The 17,847-nt window shown below is 60.3% G+C and carries 16 protein-coding genes and 1 tRNA gene; 10 read left to right on the top strand and 7 right to left on the bottom strand.

All coding sequences use genetic code 11. The annotated features are described in order from the left end of the window. The first annotated feature begins 45 nt into the window (after positions 1 to 45). From BT116_RS02450 to BT116_RS02495, 10 genes are all read left to right on the top strand, one after another. A complete protein-coding gene (locus BT116_RS02450; protein WP_256572520.1) occupies positions 46 to 2,454 on the top strand; it encodes a phospholipid carrier-dependent glycosyltransferase in 2,409 nt (802 codons plus the stop codon). Positions 2,455 to 2,466: 12 nt separating this feature from the next. Next, positions 2,467 to 3,489: a glycosyltransferase family 2 protein gene (locus BT116_RS02455; RefSeq protein WP_072339710.1), complete on the top strand. Its 1,023-nt coding sequence runs from the start codon at positions 2,467 to 2,469 to the stop codon at positions 3,487 to 3,489. A 92-nt stretch (positions 3,490 to 3,581) separates the two neighbouring features. Further along, positions 3,582 to 4,268 (top strand): class I SAM-dependent methyltransferase, encoded by a 687-nt coding sequence (locus tag BT116_RS02460; RefSeq protein WP_256572519.1) that lies wholly within the window; start codon positions 3,582 to 3,584, stop codon positions 4,266 to 4,268. After that, a complete protein-coding gene (locus BT116_RS02465; protein ID WP_072339714.1) occupies positions 4,265 to 4,672 on the top strand; it encodes a GtrA family protein in 408 nt (135 codons plus the stop codon). The genes BT116_RS02460 and BT116_RS02465 overlap by 4 nt, the downstream gene beginning before the upstream one ends. 2 nt (positions 4,673 to 4,674) lie before the next feature. After that, a complete protein-coding gene (locus BT116_RS02470; RefSeq protein WP_072339716.1) occupies positions 4,675 to 5,955 on the top strand; it encodes an NAD-dependent epimerase/dehydratase family protein in 1,281 nt (426 codons plus the stop codon). After that, positions 5,945 to 7,531, top strand: coding sequence for an FAD-dependent oxidoreductase (locus BT116_RS02475; protein WP_083569095.1), 1,587 nt, complete (start codon positions 5,945 to 5,947; stop codon positions 7,529 to 7,531). Before BT116_RS02470 ends, BT116_RS02475 begins: the two co-directional genes overlap by 11 nt. Then, positions 7,528 to 8,637 (top strand): non-hydrolyzing UDP-N-acetylglucosamine 2-epimerase, encoded by a 1,110-nt coding sequence (gene wecB, locus BT116_RS02480; RefSeq protein ID WP_072339720.1) that lies wholly within the window; start codon positions 7,528 to 7,530, stop codon positions 8,635 to 8,637. The genes BT116_RS02475 and wecB overlap by 4 nt, the downstream gene beginning before the upstream one ends. Next, positions 8,628 to 9,734 (top strand): glycosyltransferase family protein, encoded by a 1,107-nt coding sequence (locus tag BT116_RS02485; RefSeq protein ID WP_072339722.1) that lies wholly within the window; start codon positions 8,628 to 8,630, stop codon positions 9,732 to 9,734. The genes wecB and BT116_RS02485 overlap by 10 nt, the downstream gene beginning before the upstream one ends. A gap of 60 nt (positions 9,735 to 9,794) precedes the next feature. Next, on the top strand, positions 9,795 to 10,058 hold the full coding sequence (locus tag BT116_RS02490) for a hypothetical protein (RefSeq protein ID WP_072339727.1): 264 nt from the start codon (positions 9,795 to 9,797) through the stop codon (positions 10,056 to 10,058). 228 nt (positions 10,059 to 10,286) lie between these two features. Then, positions 10,287 to 12,308 carry a DKNYY domain-containing protein gene (locus tag BT116_RS02495; RefSeq protein WP_072339729.1) on the top strand — a complete coding sequence of 674 codons (2,022 nt, stop codon included), beginning with the start codon at positions 10,287 to 10,289 and terminating at the stop codon, positions 12,306 to 12,308. Here BT116_RS02495 and BT116_RS02500 read toward each other — a convergent pair. The 7 genes from BT116_RS02500 to pheT all read right to left on the bottom strand — a co-directional run bounded on the left by BT116_RS02500 (position 12,305) and on the right by pheT (position 17,832). Then, on the bottom strand, positions 12,305 to 13,345 hold the full coding sequence (locus BT116_RS02500) for a zinc-dependent alcohol dehydrogenase family protein (protein WP_072339731.1): 1,041 nt from the start codon (positions 13,343 to 13,345) through the stop codon (positions 12,305 to 12,307). The genes BT116_RS02495 and BT116_RS02500 overlap by 4 nt on opposite strands. Positions 13,346 to 13,463: 118 nt before the next feature. Next, the gene (locus BT116_RS02505) at positions 13,464 to 13,703 is read right to left on the bottom strand and encodes a YceK/YidQ family lipoprotein (protein ID WP_072339733.1); all 240 of its coding nucleotides are present in this window, start codon (positions 13,701 to 13,703) and stop codon (positions 13,464 to 13,466) included. 47 nt (positions 13,704 to 13,750) lie between these two features. Next, positions 13,751 to 14,146 (bottom strand): hypothetical protein, encoded by a 396-nt coding sequence (locus BT116_RS02510; RefSeq protein ID WP_371856142.1) that lies wholly within the window; start codon positions 14,144 to 14,146, stop codon positions 13,751 to 13,753. Positions 14,147 to 14,643: 497 nt separating this feature from the next. Beyond that, positions 14,644 to 14,720, bottom strand: a tRNA-Pro gene (locus tag BT116_RS02520). A gap of 90 nt (positions 14,721 to 14,810) precedes the next feature. Beyond that, a complete protein-coding gene (locus BT116_RS02525) occupies positions 14,811 to 15,167 on the bottom strand; it encodes a MerR family transcriptional regulator (RefSeq protein WP_003179985.1) in 357 nt (118 codons plus the stop codon). Next, entirely contained in the window at positions 15,148 to 15,450 is a 303-nt protein-coding gene (gene ihfA, locus BT116_RS02530) for an integration host factor subunit alpha (RefSeq protein WP_002553164.1), read from the bottom strand. The genes BT116_RS02525 and ihfA overlap by 20 nt, the downstream gene beginning before the upstream one ends. A gap of 3 nt (positions 15,451 to 15,453) precedes the next feature. Next, positions 15,454 to 17,832, bottom strand: a complete 2,379-nt coding sequence (gene pheT, locus BT116_RS02535) for a phenylalanine--tRNA ligase subunit beta (protein ID WP_072339735.1) — start codon at positions 17,830 to 17,832, stop codon at positions 15,454 to 15,456. Positions 17,833 to 17,847: the final 15 nt, after the last annotated feature.

Raw genomic sequence — 17,847 nt, forward strand, 5'->3', positions numbered from 1 at the left:
CAAGCATCCAGTGAACAGCATTGCCCCTTTAGCCGAGACGATATTTTGCCCAGATTCAGCCTGAAGTACGCCGTGGTGTTGTTGGTTTTACTGGCGAGTGCAGTGGTCGGCGTGTATGGTTTTTCGACGCTTGAACTGGCGTCCATGAACAGCGGCACCCGGACTATATTGCTGTCGATGGCAGCCCTGGCCGCCCTCACCGTCTTCACGCGCAAGCCACCGATCATTCTTTGCCTGGGTTTGCTGGCGTGCCTGTCCATTGCCTGCGCACAGATTTGGCCGGTGATGGTCGTCGCGGTGTTCGCACTGTCTTCGACCGTGCTCGGCAGGTGGATGCTCAGGCAAGAAACCTTGGACGACTGGAGCGTCCACCTGCTGGTGGGAGCCGGTACGTTCGGCACGCTGACAGGCCTGGCGGCCTACTTGCCGATCAACTACCCCTGGCTGTATGGCGCGCTGCTGTTGTTGCCGCTTGTATTGGGACGCAGACACGTCACCTCGATAGGCCGTGAACTGTTGCGGCAAATCCGGGCCGGCCGCTCAGCGCAAACACCCCTCCAGACGGGGTTCGACGTACTGATCTGCAGCTTCGCCTGCCTCTATGTGTTGGTCGCCTTCATGCCGGAGGTCGGGCATGACGCATTGGCCATGCACCTCTTTGTCCCGTCACACCTGGCCCAGCGGCATCAATGGTCGTTCGACGCCAGCACCTATGTGTGGGCGGTCATGCCCATGCTGGCCGACTGGATCTATAGCATCGTCTATATGCTGGGCGGCGAAACGGCAGCGCGCCTGAGCAACAGCGCATCCACCCTGCTGCTGGCGTGGCAAATCCGCAACATGACCCTCTGGGCCGGAGGCTCCGCCACAAGCGCCCGCTGGGCCAGCCTGATCTTTCTGTCAACGCCTCTCGCCTTCGCTGAAAGCAGCAGCCTGCACATCGAATCGGCGTGGACCGCCTTCATGATGGCCGGGACGCTGGCGATCCTGAAGGTCTCAAGCGCTACGCCGGAGCCCAGGGAGCGCCTGTCACAATTGCTCCTGGCGGGCCTCCTGCTGGGCTTCGCCATGGCGACCAAGGCCGTGACCCTGAGCGTCCTGCCGGTCCTGCTGGTGATCCTCTTGCTGCACTACAAGGCCTGGGCCGTCCAAGGGATCGTCAAGACGCTCCTGCTGGGCAGTGTCGCCCTGATACTGGCCGGTGCCACCCCTTACGTCTCTGCCGGGTACTTGACCGGTAACCCGGTGTTTCCGTTTTTCAATGCCATTTTCCATTCGCCACTCTGGCCGAACATCAATTTCGAACCGCCGGCCGCTTTCGGTACAGGGATGACCTGGGACACCCTCTATCGAATGGTCTTCAAGTCGCCTCAGTTCATCGAGGGGCGCGTCGGCGCGGCAGGCTTTCAATGGCTGTTGCTGCCCACGGCCGCCGTCGCCGTGCTGGTGAGCGGCAACAAAAAAGCCCTGTGCATCCTCCTGGTCGGTGCCGGCGCGATGTTCATGACGTTCCACTCAACGGCCTACCTGCGTTATGTGTTCCCCTCCTTCGCGCTGTTCTCAGTGATCCTGTCCCTGCCCTTTTCCGACGCCAGGATCTTCCCGCGCAGCCTCGCCATCGTCGCCGGTGCCGTGCTGGTCCTGACCAATACCCGTTTCATCCAGGCCGCAACTTACTATGGCGACATCAAACCCTCTGCGCTGTTGAGCCAGGCCGGTCGGGATGCCTATCTATCGGAGCGCCTGCCCATTCGAAAAATGGTCGACACCGTCAACGCCTTGAATACCGGACATCAGCCCGTGGCGGTCTTTGCGTCGCCCTTGATGGCGGGTTTACATGGCGATGCCCTCTACGCGTCGTGGTACAACCTGAAGTGGAAAAACGAATTCGACGCGGCGACCTCGCCATCAGAACTTGCCCAACGCTTGCGCCGGCGCCAGGTGAGCTGGCTGGTGATCGACCTCAAGTCCCTTCACCAGGCGCCACTCGATCGGCTGCTCACGGTGTCCACGTCGTATGCCAGACTGGGTGACCTGGACCTGCGCAAGCTCAATGTCACGCACTACGAACACCTGCTCAACCCAGCGCTGTCCAGCCTCGAGGGCTGGAGCCTGACGTCACCCTCGACCTATGACGCGTCGCGCAAGATCCTGACCGTCAACGTCAAGACACCGACCACACAGCGGGTCGAAGTGACGCCGGGGCTGACGTACATCAACAGCGTGTCCGCACGTTGCGCAACGACGGCCACCGCCGGAAGAATCCAGGCCAATTGGATGGACGACCAAGGCAGCTTCATTACCACCAGCATCGAAACGTTTGACTGCACCACGCAATGGGAGACCCATGAGATGAGCGTCGTTGCCCCCGCGAATGCCACGTCCGTGATCATTTATGCGTCCGGGCACACCGACATCCCCCTGGAGTTCAAGTCACTTTCATTCAGGCAATAGCGGGCGATATCGATGAACTCAAAAACAGCGCTTTTCACGGACGAACAACGCGTCGCCGTCGTCATCCCCAGCTATCGGGTTACCGCTCATATAGACGCCGTCATAGCGGCCATAGGGCCGGAGGTCTGGCGCATCTACGTCATCGACGATGCCTGCCCGGACGGTTCCGGCGGGCATGTCCTGGCTTCCTGTCACGACCCCCGGGTCAAGGTGCTGCCCCATGAGGTCAACCAAGGCGTGGGCGGTGCGGTCATGACCGGCTATCGAGCCGCCCTCGCCGACGGTGCGCGTATCATCGTCAAAGTCGATGGGGACGGCCAGATGGACCCGACCCTGATCCCGCTGTTCATCGAGCCGATCCTGGCGGGAGAAGCCGACTACACCAAGGGCAATCGGTTTTTCGATCTGGAAGAGGTCCAATCGATGCCGCGGCTGCGCCTTTTTGGCAACGCCGTGTTGTCGCTGATGGCCAAACTGTCGACGGGTTATTGGGATCTGTTCGACCCCACCAACGGCTACACGGCGATTCACCGCGACGTCGCCAGGCTTTTACCCCTGGACAAGGTCAGCCAACGCTACTTTTTCGAGACCGACATTCTGTTCCGCCTGAACACCGTGCGCGCCGTCGTGGTGGATATTCCGATGGAAGCCCGATACGGCAACGAAGTCAGCCACCTCAAGATCTCGAAGATCGTTGGCGAGTTCCTGTTCAAACACCTGCGCAATTTCACCAAGCGCGTGCTCTACAACTATTATCTTCGCGACATGTCCCTGGCCTCGATCGAGCTGCCGATCGGGATTGTCATGTTCTTGTTCGGCGTCTTCTTCGGCAGTTACCACTGGTATGAATCGGCGCAGAATGGCATCGCGACTCCCGCCGGCACGGTGATGCTCAGCGCACTGCCCATGCTCATGGGGTTGCAGCTGATCATGGCGTTCCTCGGTTACGACATCGCCTCGGTGCCCAGCCGGCCACGGCAATCCAGGCGTGTTAAAGCAACGTCATTGCGGGAAGAAAACTCATTAAAGCGCTGAGAGATTTTTTATCGGACCCGTCGCTCAAGGCATTGGATGTCGATGGCAGCGAACGCCTGGAACTTCACGGCAAAGTGCTTGAGCGCAAGCGGATGCTTCGGGAAGTCTTCGTGGAGTTCCACCACGCGTTTCATCGCCTGGCGGACCACTATTTCAAGGTCGAAGGTCTTGAGGTGGAGTTGGGGGCAGGCATCGCCCCCATGCGTCACTCATACCCTGACGTATTGGCCACGGACATTGTCGCCACCGAGCAACTGGACATGGCGCTCAATGCCGAGGCAATGAGCCTGGACGATCACTCGGTCAGGGCCTTTTACGCTCAGAACTGTTTTCACCACTTCCCTCATCCCGATCGCTTCTTCACGGAGCTGGAAAGAACCCTCAAGATCGGCGGCGGCGCCATTTTGATCGAACCCTTCCACGGCCCCTTTGCCGCTTTTCTCTATAAACGCCTGTTCAAGTCCGAAGGCTTCGACATGCACTTCCCATCCTGGGAAACACCGTCGAGCGGGCCCATGAACGGTGCCAATCAAGCCCTCAGCTACATCGTCTTCGTTCGCGACAGGCAGGCGTTCGAGCGCAAGCACCCGGGCCTGGAAATCGTCCACCAGGAAATCTGCGGCAACTATCTGCGCTACCTGATTTCCGGCGGCTTGAACTTTCGCCAGTTGCTGCCCGACGCGCTGATCTCTGTGCTAAAGGTCGTTGAAAAACTGTTGTATCCGTTGAGACGGGTATTGGCGCTGCACCACATCGTGGTCATCCGGAGGACGTCTTGACCTTTATCAGGTACGGCATCATCCAACTCGTGGCCTATGCGCTGGACATGGGGACTTTCTTGCTATTGATGGCCTTGTCCAACGATCAACCCGTCCTGGCCAACATCGTCGGTAAAGGCGTCGCCGGTGTGTTCGCGTTCTTTTTGCATCGGCACTTCACGTTCCAGTCGACCGGGGGCAGCAGCAAGGTTCAAGCGATGCGCTATTTCTCGTTGCTTGCCGTCAATATTCCGCTCGCTTCGGCGCTGTTCAGCGTGGGGCTGTACTTCGTCAACAGCCCTGCCCTGTTGAAATTTGTCTGCGATGTGGCCTGCGTGGTGCTGACTTACTGGATCAGCAAACTGTTCGTGTTCCATTGCGCTGCGCACCCGCCTGCTCCCACTGACCGCGCCGAAGGCGCATGACGATGAAGCTACTGATTACCGGCGCGACAGGCTACATCGGACAACGCTTGTCAGCCCTCGCGGCGGCCAGCGGACACGAGGTCATTTGCGCCACGCGCCAGCCGTGTCCCGCCACCTATACCTGGCTCCCTTATGACCTGCAGGGCCCGGCGCCCGAGTGCCCGGCGGGTACCCAGGTGTTGATCCACTTGGCGGCCGACACATCGACATCCCCCACCAACACGGACGACGAAGTCAAGGCGGCCGAGGCACTGATCCGTTGCGCCCAACAAGGCTCGGCCAGGTTCATCTTCATCTCCAGTCAAACCGCCATGGCCACGGCCCCTGGCGCTTATGGCCGGACAAAGTGGCGTATCGAGCAGCACGTATTGGCCGCCGGGGGCACCGTGATCCGTCCTGGCCAAGTGTATGGTGGCCCCGAACGCGGGCTCTTTGGCTTGTTGTCAGGGTTGGTGCGCCGCAGCCCGTTCGTTCCGATCCTGATGCCGGCGCCTGGCGTGCAACCTATTCATGTCGACGACTTGGCAGCCTCGATCTTAGCGGTCGTCGAGCGGGATGACCTTGACGCCGAGATCCTCAATCTGGGCGCCGTGCAGCCGATTGCCTTTGGCAGCTTCCTGATGTCGATTGCCGCGCACCGGGTGCGTGCCGCTCGCCTGCCAGTCCCTCTGCCGGTGGCATTGCTCAGGCTATTGCGCCTGTCACTCGGACGCTCCTTGAGCGCGAAATGGGGCCTGGCGCGGATTTTTTCCCTCATCCACCTGCCGCCCATGGACAGCGCGCAGTCCCTGCAAAAACTCGGCATCCAGTTGCGCCCCCTTGCCCACGGCATGCATCGCTCCGGCCATGGGCAACGTCGCGGTCTTCTGCAAGAAGCCGCAATCCTCCTGCACTACCTGCTCAAACGCCCGCCGCAAAAAAGCCTGGTCAGTCGTTACGCCAGGGCATTGCAACGTGCGGGTAAAACCCGACCCATCATTCATTCACCCTTGCTGATGCGCTGGCCGATACTCCTGGCGCTTCTGGACAATCCCGGTGTCCTGCACAAGCCCGGCGGCCAGGAACTGTCCTGGCGCCTGCAGGTTGCACTCGGTATAGCCGAAGCCTGCCCCCAGGGCGCGCAAGTGTTTCTCGGCGCCCAACAGCCGCGCAGCCTGGTCGCCACGCTGGTTGCGCTGGGACTCACCTCGGTCAAAGCGCTGGCGTGGAAGATAGCGGCGCTGTTAGGCCGCCCCTTTGCCCGCCAACTGTTGCATGGAAGTGAAGCCCACCGTGAAGCCTGAATTTGATGTGATCATTGTCGGCAGCGGTCCGGCCGGGACTTCGGCAGCCTATCCGCTGGTCAAGGCGGGCCTGAAAGTCCTGATGGTCGATGCCCAAGCCGATACAGGCTCAGTGACAGCGCCGACGCGTCCATTTCTCAGCGCCAGGGCAAACGACGAGCATCAGTGGAAATGGACGATCGGCGAAAACTTCCACGCCTTGAGCCAACTGGACGCGGTATCGCCCAAGCTGAAGACGCCGACCCACGCCCATGTTTTCGAAGGGTTCAGCGCCCGCAATCGCATCGAGACCGACAACTTTATCGGCATCGGTTCACTGGCCACCGGAGGCCTGTCCAATGCCTGGGGCTGCGGCGTGGCAACGCTCGGGGCCAGCGACTTTGCCGGGCTGCCCATCGATTACTCCGAGATGCAGGCGTCCTATGAAACGGTAACTCGCCGGATCGGTATCAGTGGCCGGATCGACGATGATCTCTCAAGCTACTTCGGTCTCGATGAGTGGTCGCAACCGCCCCTGCCATTGGACACACTGCACCAGCGCCTGCTCGATCAATACACCCGGCGCCGATCGGCGTTTCCCGAACTGGGGTTTCGCCTTGGCCGCTCCAGGGTCGCCGTCTTGAGCCAGCCGCTGGACGAGCGCAAGGCCTGCGACCTGTCTGGAAACTGCTTGTGGGGCTGTCAGAACCAGGCCTTGTACAGCGCCTCGCAAGAGCTGCAAAAACTCAAGCAATACCCTGGGTTCCAGCACGTCCAGGACTTTCTCGTGGAGGATCTGCAGAAACTGGACGGTGCATGGGCGATCACCGATCATCGCTGCGCCCGGCGCTTCTGCGGTACGCGCCTGCTGCTGGCAACGGGCACCCTGGCCACGACCCGGCTCGCCCTCAAGGGCCTGAACCATTCGTCCCCGATCCCGCTGCTGTCATCGCCGACGGCCGCCTTCCTGCTGTGGCTGCCAAAAATGCTCGGAACCCCAAGGGTGTCGACATTTGGCCTGGGCCAGCTATCGTTCGTCCTGGCGCTGACGGCCAGTACCACTGCTTTCGGTTCGACGTTCAGCACCACAGGCTTGCCGATGACCGAATTTGTCAGCCGGATCCCCATGAGCAAACGCTACAGCATCGAACTGCTGAAAAACCTGCTCAGCGCCTGCGTCGTCGGGAATATCTTCCTGCCCGGGCACTTGTCTCACAACACGGCGGTCTTGCGCCCTGACGGTTCGTTGAGCATCAACGGCCACGAGCATCCGGAGCTTCCCGGCCTCATGAAGACCGCCGAGGCAAAGCTGCGGCGGATCTATTGGAAAATGGGCGCGCTATTGATGCCCATGAGCTTCACGGTCGGCAGGCCGGGGGCGGATATCCATTATGCGGGCACCCTGCCCATGCACTCGGCGCCCAGGATCGGGCAGACCGATCGCCTCGGCGAAATCGCGGGCCTTGGCGGCGTGCATATTGTCGACGGCGCCTGCCTGCCCAGCCTGACCGAGAAATCCCACACGCTGACTCTCATGGCCAACGCGGACCGAATAGCCCGTTCACTCGTAACAACGATAGGGAATCACAAGGCATGACACGCAAGGTACTCTGCATCGTCGGTACGCGTCCGGAGGCCATCAAAATGGCCCCTGTGATCAAGGCGCTCCAGGCCCAAGACAATATCGTTTGTCGGGTGCTCGCCACCGCCCAGCACCGAGGCTTGCTGGACCAGGTGCTTGAGGGCTTCGCAATCACCGCCGATCTGGACCTGGACATCATGCGCCCCAACCAGTCATTGACGGCGCTGACCTCACGCTTGCTGCTTGAACTCGACGGGGTACTGCAAGCCGAGAAACCGGACGTCGTACTGGCTCAAGGCGACACGACCACGGTCATGTGCGCCGCACTGGCGTGTTTCCACCTGCGGATTCCCTTTGGCCATGTTGAAGCCGGCCTGCGTACCGGGGACCTAGGCAATCCGTTCCCCGAAGAAGCCAACCGGGTGATCGCCGGCAAACTGGCTCGCTGGCATTTCGCGCCGACCCAGCAGGCCGTGGACAACTTGCTGCGCGAGGGTGTCGCCGCCAGGGATATCACCCTGACTGGCAATACCGTGATCGATGCCTTGTTGATGACAGCCGCACAAGACTCCGCCTTGGCTATCCCACTGGACGCCAGCAAACGCCTGGTGCTGGTGACCGCCCATCGGCGGGAAAACTTCGGCGAACCGTTCCAGGATATCTGCCAGGCCCTCAAGGACCTGGCCGAGCGCAACCCAGGCATCCAGATCCTCTACCCCGTCCATCCCAACCCGAACGTCAAGGATGTCGCGCACCGATTGCTCGGCCAGACGCCGAACATCCTCCTCTGCGCACCGCTGGATTACGCACCGTTTATCGCGGCAATGAAGCGTTCTTACCTGATCATCAGTGACTCCGGGGGCGTGCAGGAAGAAGCCCCGGCCCTGGGCAAACCCGTGCTGGTATTGCGGGAGGAAACCGAACGCCCGGAGGCCGTCGAGCTCGGCGTGGTCAAGCTGGTGGGCGCCAACCGGGACACCATCGTCGAACAGGCACAGCGCCTGCTCGATGACCCACAGGCTTACCAGGGCATGGCGCGTGGAGTTTCCCCCTATGGTGACGGCAAGGCCGCCGCGCGCATCGTCGACGTTCTCAGGCAGCATTTGCAGCCATGCGCATGATCTACCTGTCCCCGGTGCCTTGGGCCAGCTTCAGCCAGCGCCCCCATCACTTCGTCAACGGGTATCACCAGCAGACCGGGGCGCCAGTACTCTGGATCGATCCGTACCCGACGCGTTTACCCACGCTGAACGATTTCAAGCGCAAACCGCCTGTTGCCGATCAGCAAAGCGTCGCCGTTCCACCCTGGTTGCAGGTCTGCAAACCCCGGAGCTTACCCATCGAGCCCATTCCGGGCGCGGCGTTGCTGCTCAAGCGACTGTGGCGCAACCTGCTCAACGAGGCCGTGGCATTTTCCGCGCAAGAGCCCTGCATGATCTGTGTCGGAAAACCTTCCGAACTGGCCCTGCAACTGCTCGCCCTCATCCCTGGCAGCCGTGCCGTCTACGATGCCATGGATGATTTCCCGGCCTTTTATCAGGGCCTGTCACGCAGGTCCATGGAACGTCGCCAGGCGCAGCTCATTGGACAGGTGGGCACAGTACTGGCGTCCTCCAGCCCGCTTCGCGACAGACTCCTGGGTATGACCGACCAGGTAGAACTGGCCCTCAATGCCTGTGACATGCATGCACTGGCGCCGATCGAAAGCCTGGACTTCGGTGTCAAACAGCAGGTACTCGGCTACGTTGGCACGCTGGGGCGTTGGTTCGATTGGGAGCTGGTCATCGCGCTGGCGCAGGCCAATCCTGGAAACCAGATCCGGCTGATCGGCCCCCTCTTCACACCACCGCCTTGCGTATTGCCCGCCAACATCGAGCTGCTCCCCGAGTGCTCCCACGCCGGTGCAATCGCAGCCATGGCAACGTTTTCGGTGGGCCTGATCCCGTTCAAGCTCAACCGCCTGACCGCCTCGGTCGACCCGATCAAATACTACGAGTACCGCGCCCTCGGCCTGCCCGTCATCTCCACTCGCTTCGGTGAAATGGCCCTGCGCGACCGAGAACCGGGGGTCTGGATCGTGGATGAAGGCACCGATCTGGGTAAAACCGCCATGGAAGCACTCGCCAGCCAAAGCGACCGCTCGACTGTTCATCAATTTCGTCAGGCGCACCTTTGGGCTCAGCGTTTTTCTGCGATCAATCTCAAAAACGGCCAATAACGGCCGATACCCAGGGTAAGACCCCGCAACTGGGGCGCAGGACAGAACGGTAGGTCAGTCATGACAGAGATTTATTTGCTGATAGCGCACGGCACGGACCAGGGCGAAGCTTACGTCCTGGGCTGGTTCGACGACCGGAGCAAAGCCCGGGAAGTGGCCGAGCAGAAAGAATGGGAAGCGTACCGCGCCAGCCTGAAGGAGAAACACCCATGGTCCGGCCACAAGCCGCTGGCGCCGGACCAGACGGACTATCGCCGCTACTGGATCAAGACCATTTCCAAATTCGAGCATGTGCCGGTGCCAAGGTCCTTTGCGGTCCATTGATCATCGCCCATGAATATTCGACGAAACGAGCGCTATCGGTGGCGGTCTAGACGATTAAGCCCATCCGATGAGAGCGTTCTTATGTTGAAATTCCTTGGCGGCACCGTAGGTATCATTTTCCTGATTGGCCTGATCGTGGTGATTGCGCTGTTCAAGTTCATTTTTTGAGCGTGGCGGCGACGATCTTTGACTTGGTGTCCCACCTACCTGGAGAGCAGATCGCAATAAATGACAATCACAGGGACGGATAAGGCTGACTGGGAACCGCTGAACCTTGAATGGCATCAAGGCTTCGCATTCATGGACGGTGTGCTGCTGGGCGATGGGCAAGTGCCTGATGTGTACATCATGCTCAACCCTCAAGGCACACGACCCGGCGAGTTGGCACAATGTGCCAGCGCTGGGCACTATCCGCCCTCACCCTTGCTGGCCGGTCAGCCGGTTTGGCGGCATCGACGCAACCCTTGGGTCTTGCGCGACGCCCTGCGTGATTACTACCTGCTTCCGGCCTACCGGGAGCGCCATGGCTACCACGCGCTGCAGGCCCTGCCGTTTCGCTTCGACAACGGCCTGGAAAGCCTCGGTCACCAGTACTGGCGTGACGCAACCGGTGCCTATTGGTTCGGCGAGTGCGCGATCACCCAAATCCACGAGGCGCGACCCGACAGGCTGGCCCTGCTGGCCTCGTCCCCAGCCTCGGTGACTTCAGCGTCCGCCCTGTTCTGCGACGGTGCGCATCTCTTTTTGCAGGGGCACATTATCGCCAGCGCCACGGCGCGGGTGCGGTATTGCAACCACCCGTCCTATCGAGTGATCGACGATCAAGTCTATAGGGGCTTCAAGCCCCTGCACCAGAAGGACGGCACGCCGCTGCCGGTCGCCACCCCGGACGATTTCCAGATGCTCGCCCAACGCTGGGGCACCGATGGGCAGTCGATCATCGTGCAAGCGCAGCAAGGTTCGAGCATTTCCTATGAGTACTTCTACCGCATCGACAATGCCGACCTGGCGACCTTCACCGTGCTTAACGAACGCTACGCCAAGGACAAGCAACGCGCCTATTACCTGACCGGAAAAACCATTCGCTACGTGGGCGACTTCCACCTGCTCCAATGCTGGCAGCCGGCGTTCGATGAAGGCGGTCGCGTGGTCAGCGCCAGCGAATACGAGGATGAGTATTTTGCCGTGGACGACCAGTACGTCTACGCCGCCGGGACCCGCCTGCGCGATGCCCATGGCCCGAGTTTTCGTCATTTGGGGTTCGATTATTACCGTGATCACCAACACGTCTACAGGCGCCAGAAACGCCTCGATGTCGACGTGGATAGCTTCGTCGTGACCCAACTCTATCGCCATGACCAGGATTACTCGCCCGTGCTGGCAGGTGACAAGCACGGCCCGCTGGGCTCTGGCGGCATCATCGATGCGGCCATGCAAGCGGCATGGGCGCCTTACTTCGAAGCCCATCCGCAGTTGGAAGGTTATTGGTGGCACTGCTTGCAGGCACGGCCTGAAGCCGCACAAACGCACACGGAAACGCTGCCGCTACAGGCCATCGGTCTCGGTTTTGAGCTAGGCGACCAGGTGTATTTCCATGGACGCGTGATCAACGGGCTGGACGCAGCGAGTTTCAAATTGCTGGACACGCATCTGTGCGGCGATGCCAACGGCTTGTATCTGATCCCATTCCATAACGCCGACACGGAAGTACCCGAACGTTTTTCCCCGGAAGCGGCGGAACATTTTCGCTCACTCGGCCCACCCTACCTGACCGACGGCAAGACGGTGTTCTGCCACCGGATTTTTTACCATCCCCCGGAACCGATTCGTAAGGCACAAGCGGCCTCTTTCGAATCCTGCGGGCATGGCTGGGCCAAGGATCGGGATGCGGTGTATTACTACGGCGAGGCGAAAAAGCGGCTACATCCCTCGGACACCCGCATGCTCGGCACCTATGCCATCAGCCCTACGCTGATCTTCTCGGAAGGCAAGCCGCTGGACGTGGCGTTCGGTCCCGATGAGGTCCACGTGCCCCACCCTGACTTTTTGCAACTGGGCACGCGCAAGTTGTTCTGCCACCGACGCCCGCTGAGCGCCAAGCGAATCGACCTGGCCACCCTCGAATTTCTGAATGACCGCTACGCCCGTGACAGGCATCGGTTCTACCGTTACGACGGTTATGCGACGCTGAGCGAGGTCGATGAAACGCAGTATCGGGAATCGCTCGGCCAGCCGGCGGCAAGCGTTTAGAACTGCGTCACAACCGTAACGCCTGCGGTGTCAAACCGGTCCATGTTCATGAGCGCATCAATCGATTGCTCAAGGCTGATGGTCTTACCTACCAGTTTTTCAGGCGCCAGCTTGCCGGACGTGATCATCTCCATCATCGCACCGTAACGGTGAGCCTGCATGCCATGGCTGCCACAGATATCCAGCTCGTAGGCAATGACCTTGCTCATTGGGATCGAGGGCGTGCTGTGGTCCGCCAGCATCAAACCGACCTGGACATGCCTGCCGCGCCGTCTCAGATTATTGATGGAGTTGAAGCAGGTCGTTGGATGACCCAGGGCATCCAGCGAAACGTGAGCGCCGCCCTTCGTAATCTCGAGTACCGCCTCGGTGACATCCGCCACCCGGCTTGCGTTGACCGTCGCGACGGCACCGAGCGACTGGGCAAGCTTGAGCTTATCGTCGCAGATATCGATGGCGATGACGTTCGCCCCGATAGCGTGGGCGATCATCACCGCGGACAGCCCCACGCCACCACAGCCATGAACCGCCACCCACTGCCCCGCCGAGACCCTGCCTTGATCGACAACCGCGCGGAACGAGGTGACGAAACGACAGCCCAGGCTCGCCGCCGTGGCGAAGTCCATGTTTTCCGGCAACGCAACCAGGTTCAAATCCGCCTTGTGAATCCCCACATACTCGGCGAAAGAGCCCCAATGGGTGAAACCCGGCTGAAACTGGCTGTGGCACACCTGCTGGTTGCCGCTATTGCATTCCGGACACGCGCCGCAGCCGCCGACAAAAGGCACGGTGATGCGATCGCCCACCTTCCATCTTGTGACATCTTTACCGACCTCAGCCACGATCCCTGCCAATTCGTGACCGGGCACATGGGGCAGTCGAATGTCAGGGTCGTGACCTTTCCAGCCATGCCAGTCGCTTCGGCAGACGCCCGTGCCAAGGACCTGAACCACCACACCGTGACGCTCGGGGGTCGGGTCTTCGACAGTCATCAAACGTGGGGGTTGGGAGAAGGCTTCGTAAACTACGGCTTTCATGAGGATCCCTCTACTTTAGAAAAGCGCTATGCCTGAATCCGGGTTCGCGGACAGGCCTTGCCGCGAACCAACGCCAACAGTAACCACAAATCCCCCGACACGTAAGAATCCCTGTCACTTATAGGTTGCAGCTGTACTGATATTCGAAGGGGAAGAATACGGTATCGACCACCAGTGAGAACGGTGCGTCGATAAGCAAGAAAGGGATCAGCTTTCCTTTGGACGTGCCCATCAGCCACCAGTCAAAGCGCAGGCCTATATAGGGGCATCGGTGTTTGTCGTAATCCATCCGCATCGCGGTGGCCATGCAACCGCTCAAGCTGGCGATCAGAATCAGCAGAATCACTTTTTGTAGCACGCAATGTCCTTATTACTTCTTTGCGAAGAGCTGCATAGACGCTTTCGCTAAAAGCGAGTCCCCCCTTCCAAGCCCCACGTAGCCACCGCAGCCTGGTTGGTGCGCTTACGCTCCACGCCGGGCGCGCAAAACGTGGACTTGAAGAAGATACCTAACTCGCGCTCGCCACCGTCAGGCTTGGGGATTACCACACGTTTTACCGGACTGGGCCGGTAGACGCCTGAAAGAAGCTGTTCACAAATCGTCGGCCATCGGCTGAGCAGATGTTTGGCAGTCTGTTCAATGTCCAGACCATCGACGCCCGCTGCTCCCTTGTTGGCCTTGACCCGCTTCCATGCCCGCTTCAGGTTTTCTCTCGCAAAGGCCCGTTCCAGCAGCCCTTGCCCTGCGTTGTCGGTTTCATTTTGCGGACGATTGACCTCGTCGCTGATGGGAACTCTCACGGTTTCACCGCTTGCGTCCTCACATCCGCCCTACGTTTGGCAGGCATCTAACTTCCGATCTTTCGCATCAACATGGCCTATGACGCTTTCTCTCGTTCGGCCCTTCGTCAAAGAAAAGACTACTACGGCCTCTGCTGACTTCTCGCTCCGGCTTGCACCGTCGCCCTTTCAGGCACAAGGCGAGATCTCCCCAGGTAAGAACGCAATCCTTCACCACACAACCGCCGGATTTACGCAGCCTGATCCTTGACCACAAGAACTTCGCGGTTTTATGCCCGCTCGCCCTGATCGGCTTCGCCTTCTATCCGGTTCTTGTACATCGGCTCATGGCTTCGATCCACGCTTCCTCCCCACACTCGGTCGCCCTCATGCAGTTGCGCTTCACTTCGTTCGCTGTGGTCAGCTTACGGTGGGACTTTCACCCACAAGATTGCGCCCATGCCGGGCGCACATAAAAAAGGGTCGCGAGATAAAATCTCGCAACCCTTTGAAGAATATGGTCGGGACGGAGTGATTCGAACACTCGACCCCTAGCACCCCATGCTAGTGCGCTACCGGACTGCGCTACGCCCCGACTAGGCGTGAATCTTGTTCCGCTTCTCAACGGAACGCTCAGGAATATATCGCAAGCTTTTGAAAACTGGAAGTATTTAAAAGCAGAAATTTATTTCTTGAGCACCACCAGTACATCTTCAAGCTCGGCGATCATCTGGCGGATCATCTGTTTGTACTGGGTTGTATCGTCTTTGGCCTCATCACCGGAGAGGCGCAGGCGCGCACCGCCGATGGTGAACCCCTGGTCATACAGCAGCGCGCGGATCTGCCGGATCATCAGCACGTCTTGTCGCTGATAATACCGGCGGTTTCCGCGGCGCTTGACCGGGTTGAGTTGAGGAAACTCCTGCTCCCAATAGCGCAGCACGTGCGGCTTTACCGCACACAGCTCGCTGACTTCACCAATGGTGAAGTAGCGTTTGCCCGGGATGACGGGTAGTTCGTCGTTATGACTTGGTTCCAGCATAAGCCTCAACTCGGGCCTTCAACTTCTGCCCTGGACGAAAGGTGACCACACGGCGAGCCGTGATCGGGATTTCTTCTCCCGTTTTCGGATTGCGGCCAGGCCGCTGGCGTTTGTCCCGAAGGTCGAAATTGCCGAAACCGGACAATTTGACCTGCTCGTTGTCTTCCAAAGCGTGCCTGATTTCTTCGAAAAACAGTTCGACCAATTCTTTGGCCTCCCGTTTATTCAGGCCCAGCTCCTCATACAGACGTTCCGCCATCTCAGCTTTCGTCAGAGCCCCCATACGTCACTTCCTTAACGTGGCGTTCAACCTGTTTTCGAGCGAGGTGAGGATGTTCTGCGTTGCGGTATTCACCTCATCGTCATTAAGAGTGCGCGATGGATGCTGCCAGGTCAAGCCAACTGCAAGGCTTTTTCTATGCGGATCAATGCCTTTACCCTGATACACGTCAAATAGCCTGAGGTCCGTCAGCCATTCGCCTGCATTTTCACGGATTACCTCCAGCACGGCGCTGGATGCAACGTCGCGATCGGCCAGCAACGCCAGGTCACGACGCACTTCAGGAAAGCGCGATAACTCCTGGAATTTCGGCATTTTCCCCTGGGCGACTTCAGCCAGAACCAGCTCGAAAACGAAGACCGGACGATCAAGGCCCAGGGTTTTCGACAGTTCAGGGTGAATGGCACCGACATAGCCGACTTCACGTCCGTCTCGCTCGATGCGTGCGGTCTGCCCAGGATGCAGCGCTGGATGCTTGCCCGGCACGAAAGTGAACGCGTCGAGCGCACCGGCGAAGCCGAGCACCGCTTCCACGTCAGCCTTGACGTCGAAGAAATCGACGCCATCGCGACCTTGCGCCCAGCCTTCCGGCAAGCGACTGCCGCAGACCACACCGGCCAGCATCGACTCTTGCTTCAAGCCGTCCAGTTGCCCGACAAAGCGCAGGCCGCTTTCGAACAGACGCACGCGATCCTGTTGACGGTTCAGGTTGTGCTGCAGCGATTTGACCAAACCAGGCCAAAGCGACGAGCGCATGGCCGCCATGTCGTTGGAGATCGGGTTGGCCAGCAACAGCGGCTCGACACCCGGATTGAACAGCTCGAACTGACGCGGATCGATGAAGCTGTAGGTGATCGCTTCCTGATAACCACGGGCCACCAGCAGGCGGCGCAGTTCCGGCAGGTCGCTGCGAGCTTCAGCCTTGGCCTGTGGGGCCAGGCGTGCTTGCGGGTAGCGAACCGGCAGGCGGTTGTAGCCATACAGGCGAGCCAGCTCTTCGATCAGGTCGACTTCCAGACTGATATCGAAGCGATGGCTTGGCACTTCGACACGCCACTGCCCTGCCCCATCGGCGCTGATGTTCAGGCCCAGGGCACTGAGCAGGCGCTCGACTTCGGCAGCGTCCATTTCCATACCCAGCATCTGGGTGATGCGTTGGGCACGCAGAGTGATCGGAGCGATCTTCGGCAGGTGCTGTTCGCTGACGGTCTCGATGATCGGACCGGCTTCGCCACCAGTGATGTCCAGCAGCAGGCCAGTGGCGCGCTCCATGGCTTCACGGGCCAGCTGCCAGTCCACGCCACGCTCGTAACGGTGCGAGGCATCGGTGTGCAGCCCATAGGAGCGCGCCTTGCCAGCCACTGCGATCTGGTCGAAGAACGCGCTTTCAAGGAATACGTCACGGGTCGTGGTGGAAACGCCGCTGTGCTCGCCACCCATTACGCCGGCAATCGCCAAGGCGCGGGAATGGTCGGCAATCACCAGTGTATCGCTGCGCAAGGTCACTTCCTGGCCGTCGAGCAGGACCAGCTTCTCGCCCTCTTCGGCCATGCGCACGCGGATACCGCCGTTGATTTCGGCGAGATCGAACGCGTGCAGCGGTTGACCCAGCTCCAGCATCACGTAGTTGGTGATGTCGACGGCGGCGTCGATGCTGCGCACGTCGGCACGGCGCAGGCGCTCGACCATCCACAGCGGTGTTGGCTTGGACAGGTCGACGTTACGGATCACGCGGCCCAGGTAACGTGGGCACGCCGCTGGCGCGAGGACTTCAACCGAACGCACCTCATCATGAACCGCTGGCACGGCCGCGACCACCGGACGCGTCACGGGGACGGCATACAGCGCGCCGACTTCCCGGGCCAGGCCGGCCAGGGACAGGCAGTCGCCACGGTTCGGCGTCAGGTCGACCTCGATGCTCGCATCGTCCAGCCCCAGGTACTCACGGATGTCCTGGCCCACCGGCGCATCAGCCGGCAGTTCCATCAGGCCATCGTTGCCCTCGCCGATCTTCAGTTCGGCCTGGGAGCACAGCATGCCGTTGGACTCGACGCCACGCAGCTTGGCTTTCTTGATCTTGAAGTCGCCCGGCAGCTCGGCACCAATCATGGCGAACGGGATCTTCAGGCCCGGGCGCACGTTGGGCGCGCCGCAGACCACCTGGAAGGTCTCCGCGCCATTGCTGACCTGGCAAACCCGCAATTTGTCAGCGTCCGGGTGCTGCTCGGTGCCCAGCACCTCGCCCACTACCACACCGCTGAAATCACCGGCAGCCGGCGTGACGCTATCGACCTCGAGGCCGGCCATCGACAGGCGAGCAACCAGCTCGTCCTGGCTTACCTGCGGGCTTACCCAGCCGCGCAGCCATTGTTCACTGAATTTCATCCTGCTCTCCCAATA

The sequence above is a fragment of the Pseudomonas sp. NFACC16-2 genome, from assembly GCF_900119205.1.
In the GTDB taxonomy this organism is placed as follows: domain Bacteria; phylum Pseudomonadota; class Gammaproteobacteria; order Pseudomonadales; family Pseudomonadaceae; genus Aquipseudomonas; species Aquipseudomonas fluorescens_Q.

What these genes read in the sequence shown, in the direction of transcription:
- BT116_RS02455 (WP_072339710.1), top strand. Translation starts at nt 2,467, where the DNA reads ATGAACTCAAAAACAGCGCTTTTCACGGACGAACAACGCGTCGCCGTC.
- BT116_RS02460 (WP_256572519.1), top strand. Translation starts at nt 3,582, where the DNA reads ATGCTTCGGGAAGTCTTCGTGGAGTTCCACCACGCGTTTCATCGCCTG.
- BT116_RS02470 (WP_072339716.1), top strand. Translation starts at nt 4,675, where the DNA reads ATGAAGCTACTGATTACCGGCGCGACAGGCTACATCGGACAACGCTTG.
- wecB (WP_072339720.1), top strand. Translation starts at nt 7,528, where the DNA reads ATGACACGCAAGGTACTCTGCATCGTCGGTACGCGTCCGGAGGCCATC.
- BT116_RS02485 (WP_072339722.1), top strand. Translation starts at nt 8,628, where the DNA reads ATGCGCATGATCTACCTGTCCCCGGTGCCTTGGGCCAGCTTCAGCCAG.
- BT116_RS02490 (WP_072339727.1), top strand. Translation starts at nt 9,795, where the DNA reads ATGACAGAGATTTATTTGCTGATAGCGCACGGCACGGACCAGGGCGAA.
- BT116_RS02495 (WP_072339729.1), top strand. Translation starts at nt 10,287, where the DNA reads ATGACAATCACAGGGACGGATAAGGCTGACTGGGAACCGCTGAACCTT.
- BT116_RS02500 (WP_072339731.1), bottom strand. Translation starts at nt 13,345, where the DNA reads ATGAAAGCCGTAGTTTACGAAGCCTTCTCCCAACCCCCACGTTTGATG.
- BT116_RS02525 (WP_003179985.1), bottom strand. Translation starts at nt 15,167, where the DNA reads ATGCTGGAACCAAGTCATAACGACGAACTACCCGTCATCCCGGGCAAA.
- ihfA (WP_002553164.1), bottom strand. Translation starts at nt 15,450, where the DNA reads ATGGGGGCTCTGACGAAAGCTGAGATGGCGGAACGTCTGTATGAGGAG.
- pheT (WP_072339735.1), bottom strand. Translation starts at nt 17,832, where the DNA reads ATGAAATTCAGTGAACAATGGCTGCGCGGCTGGGTAAGCCCGCAGGTA.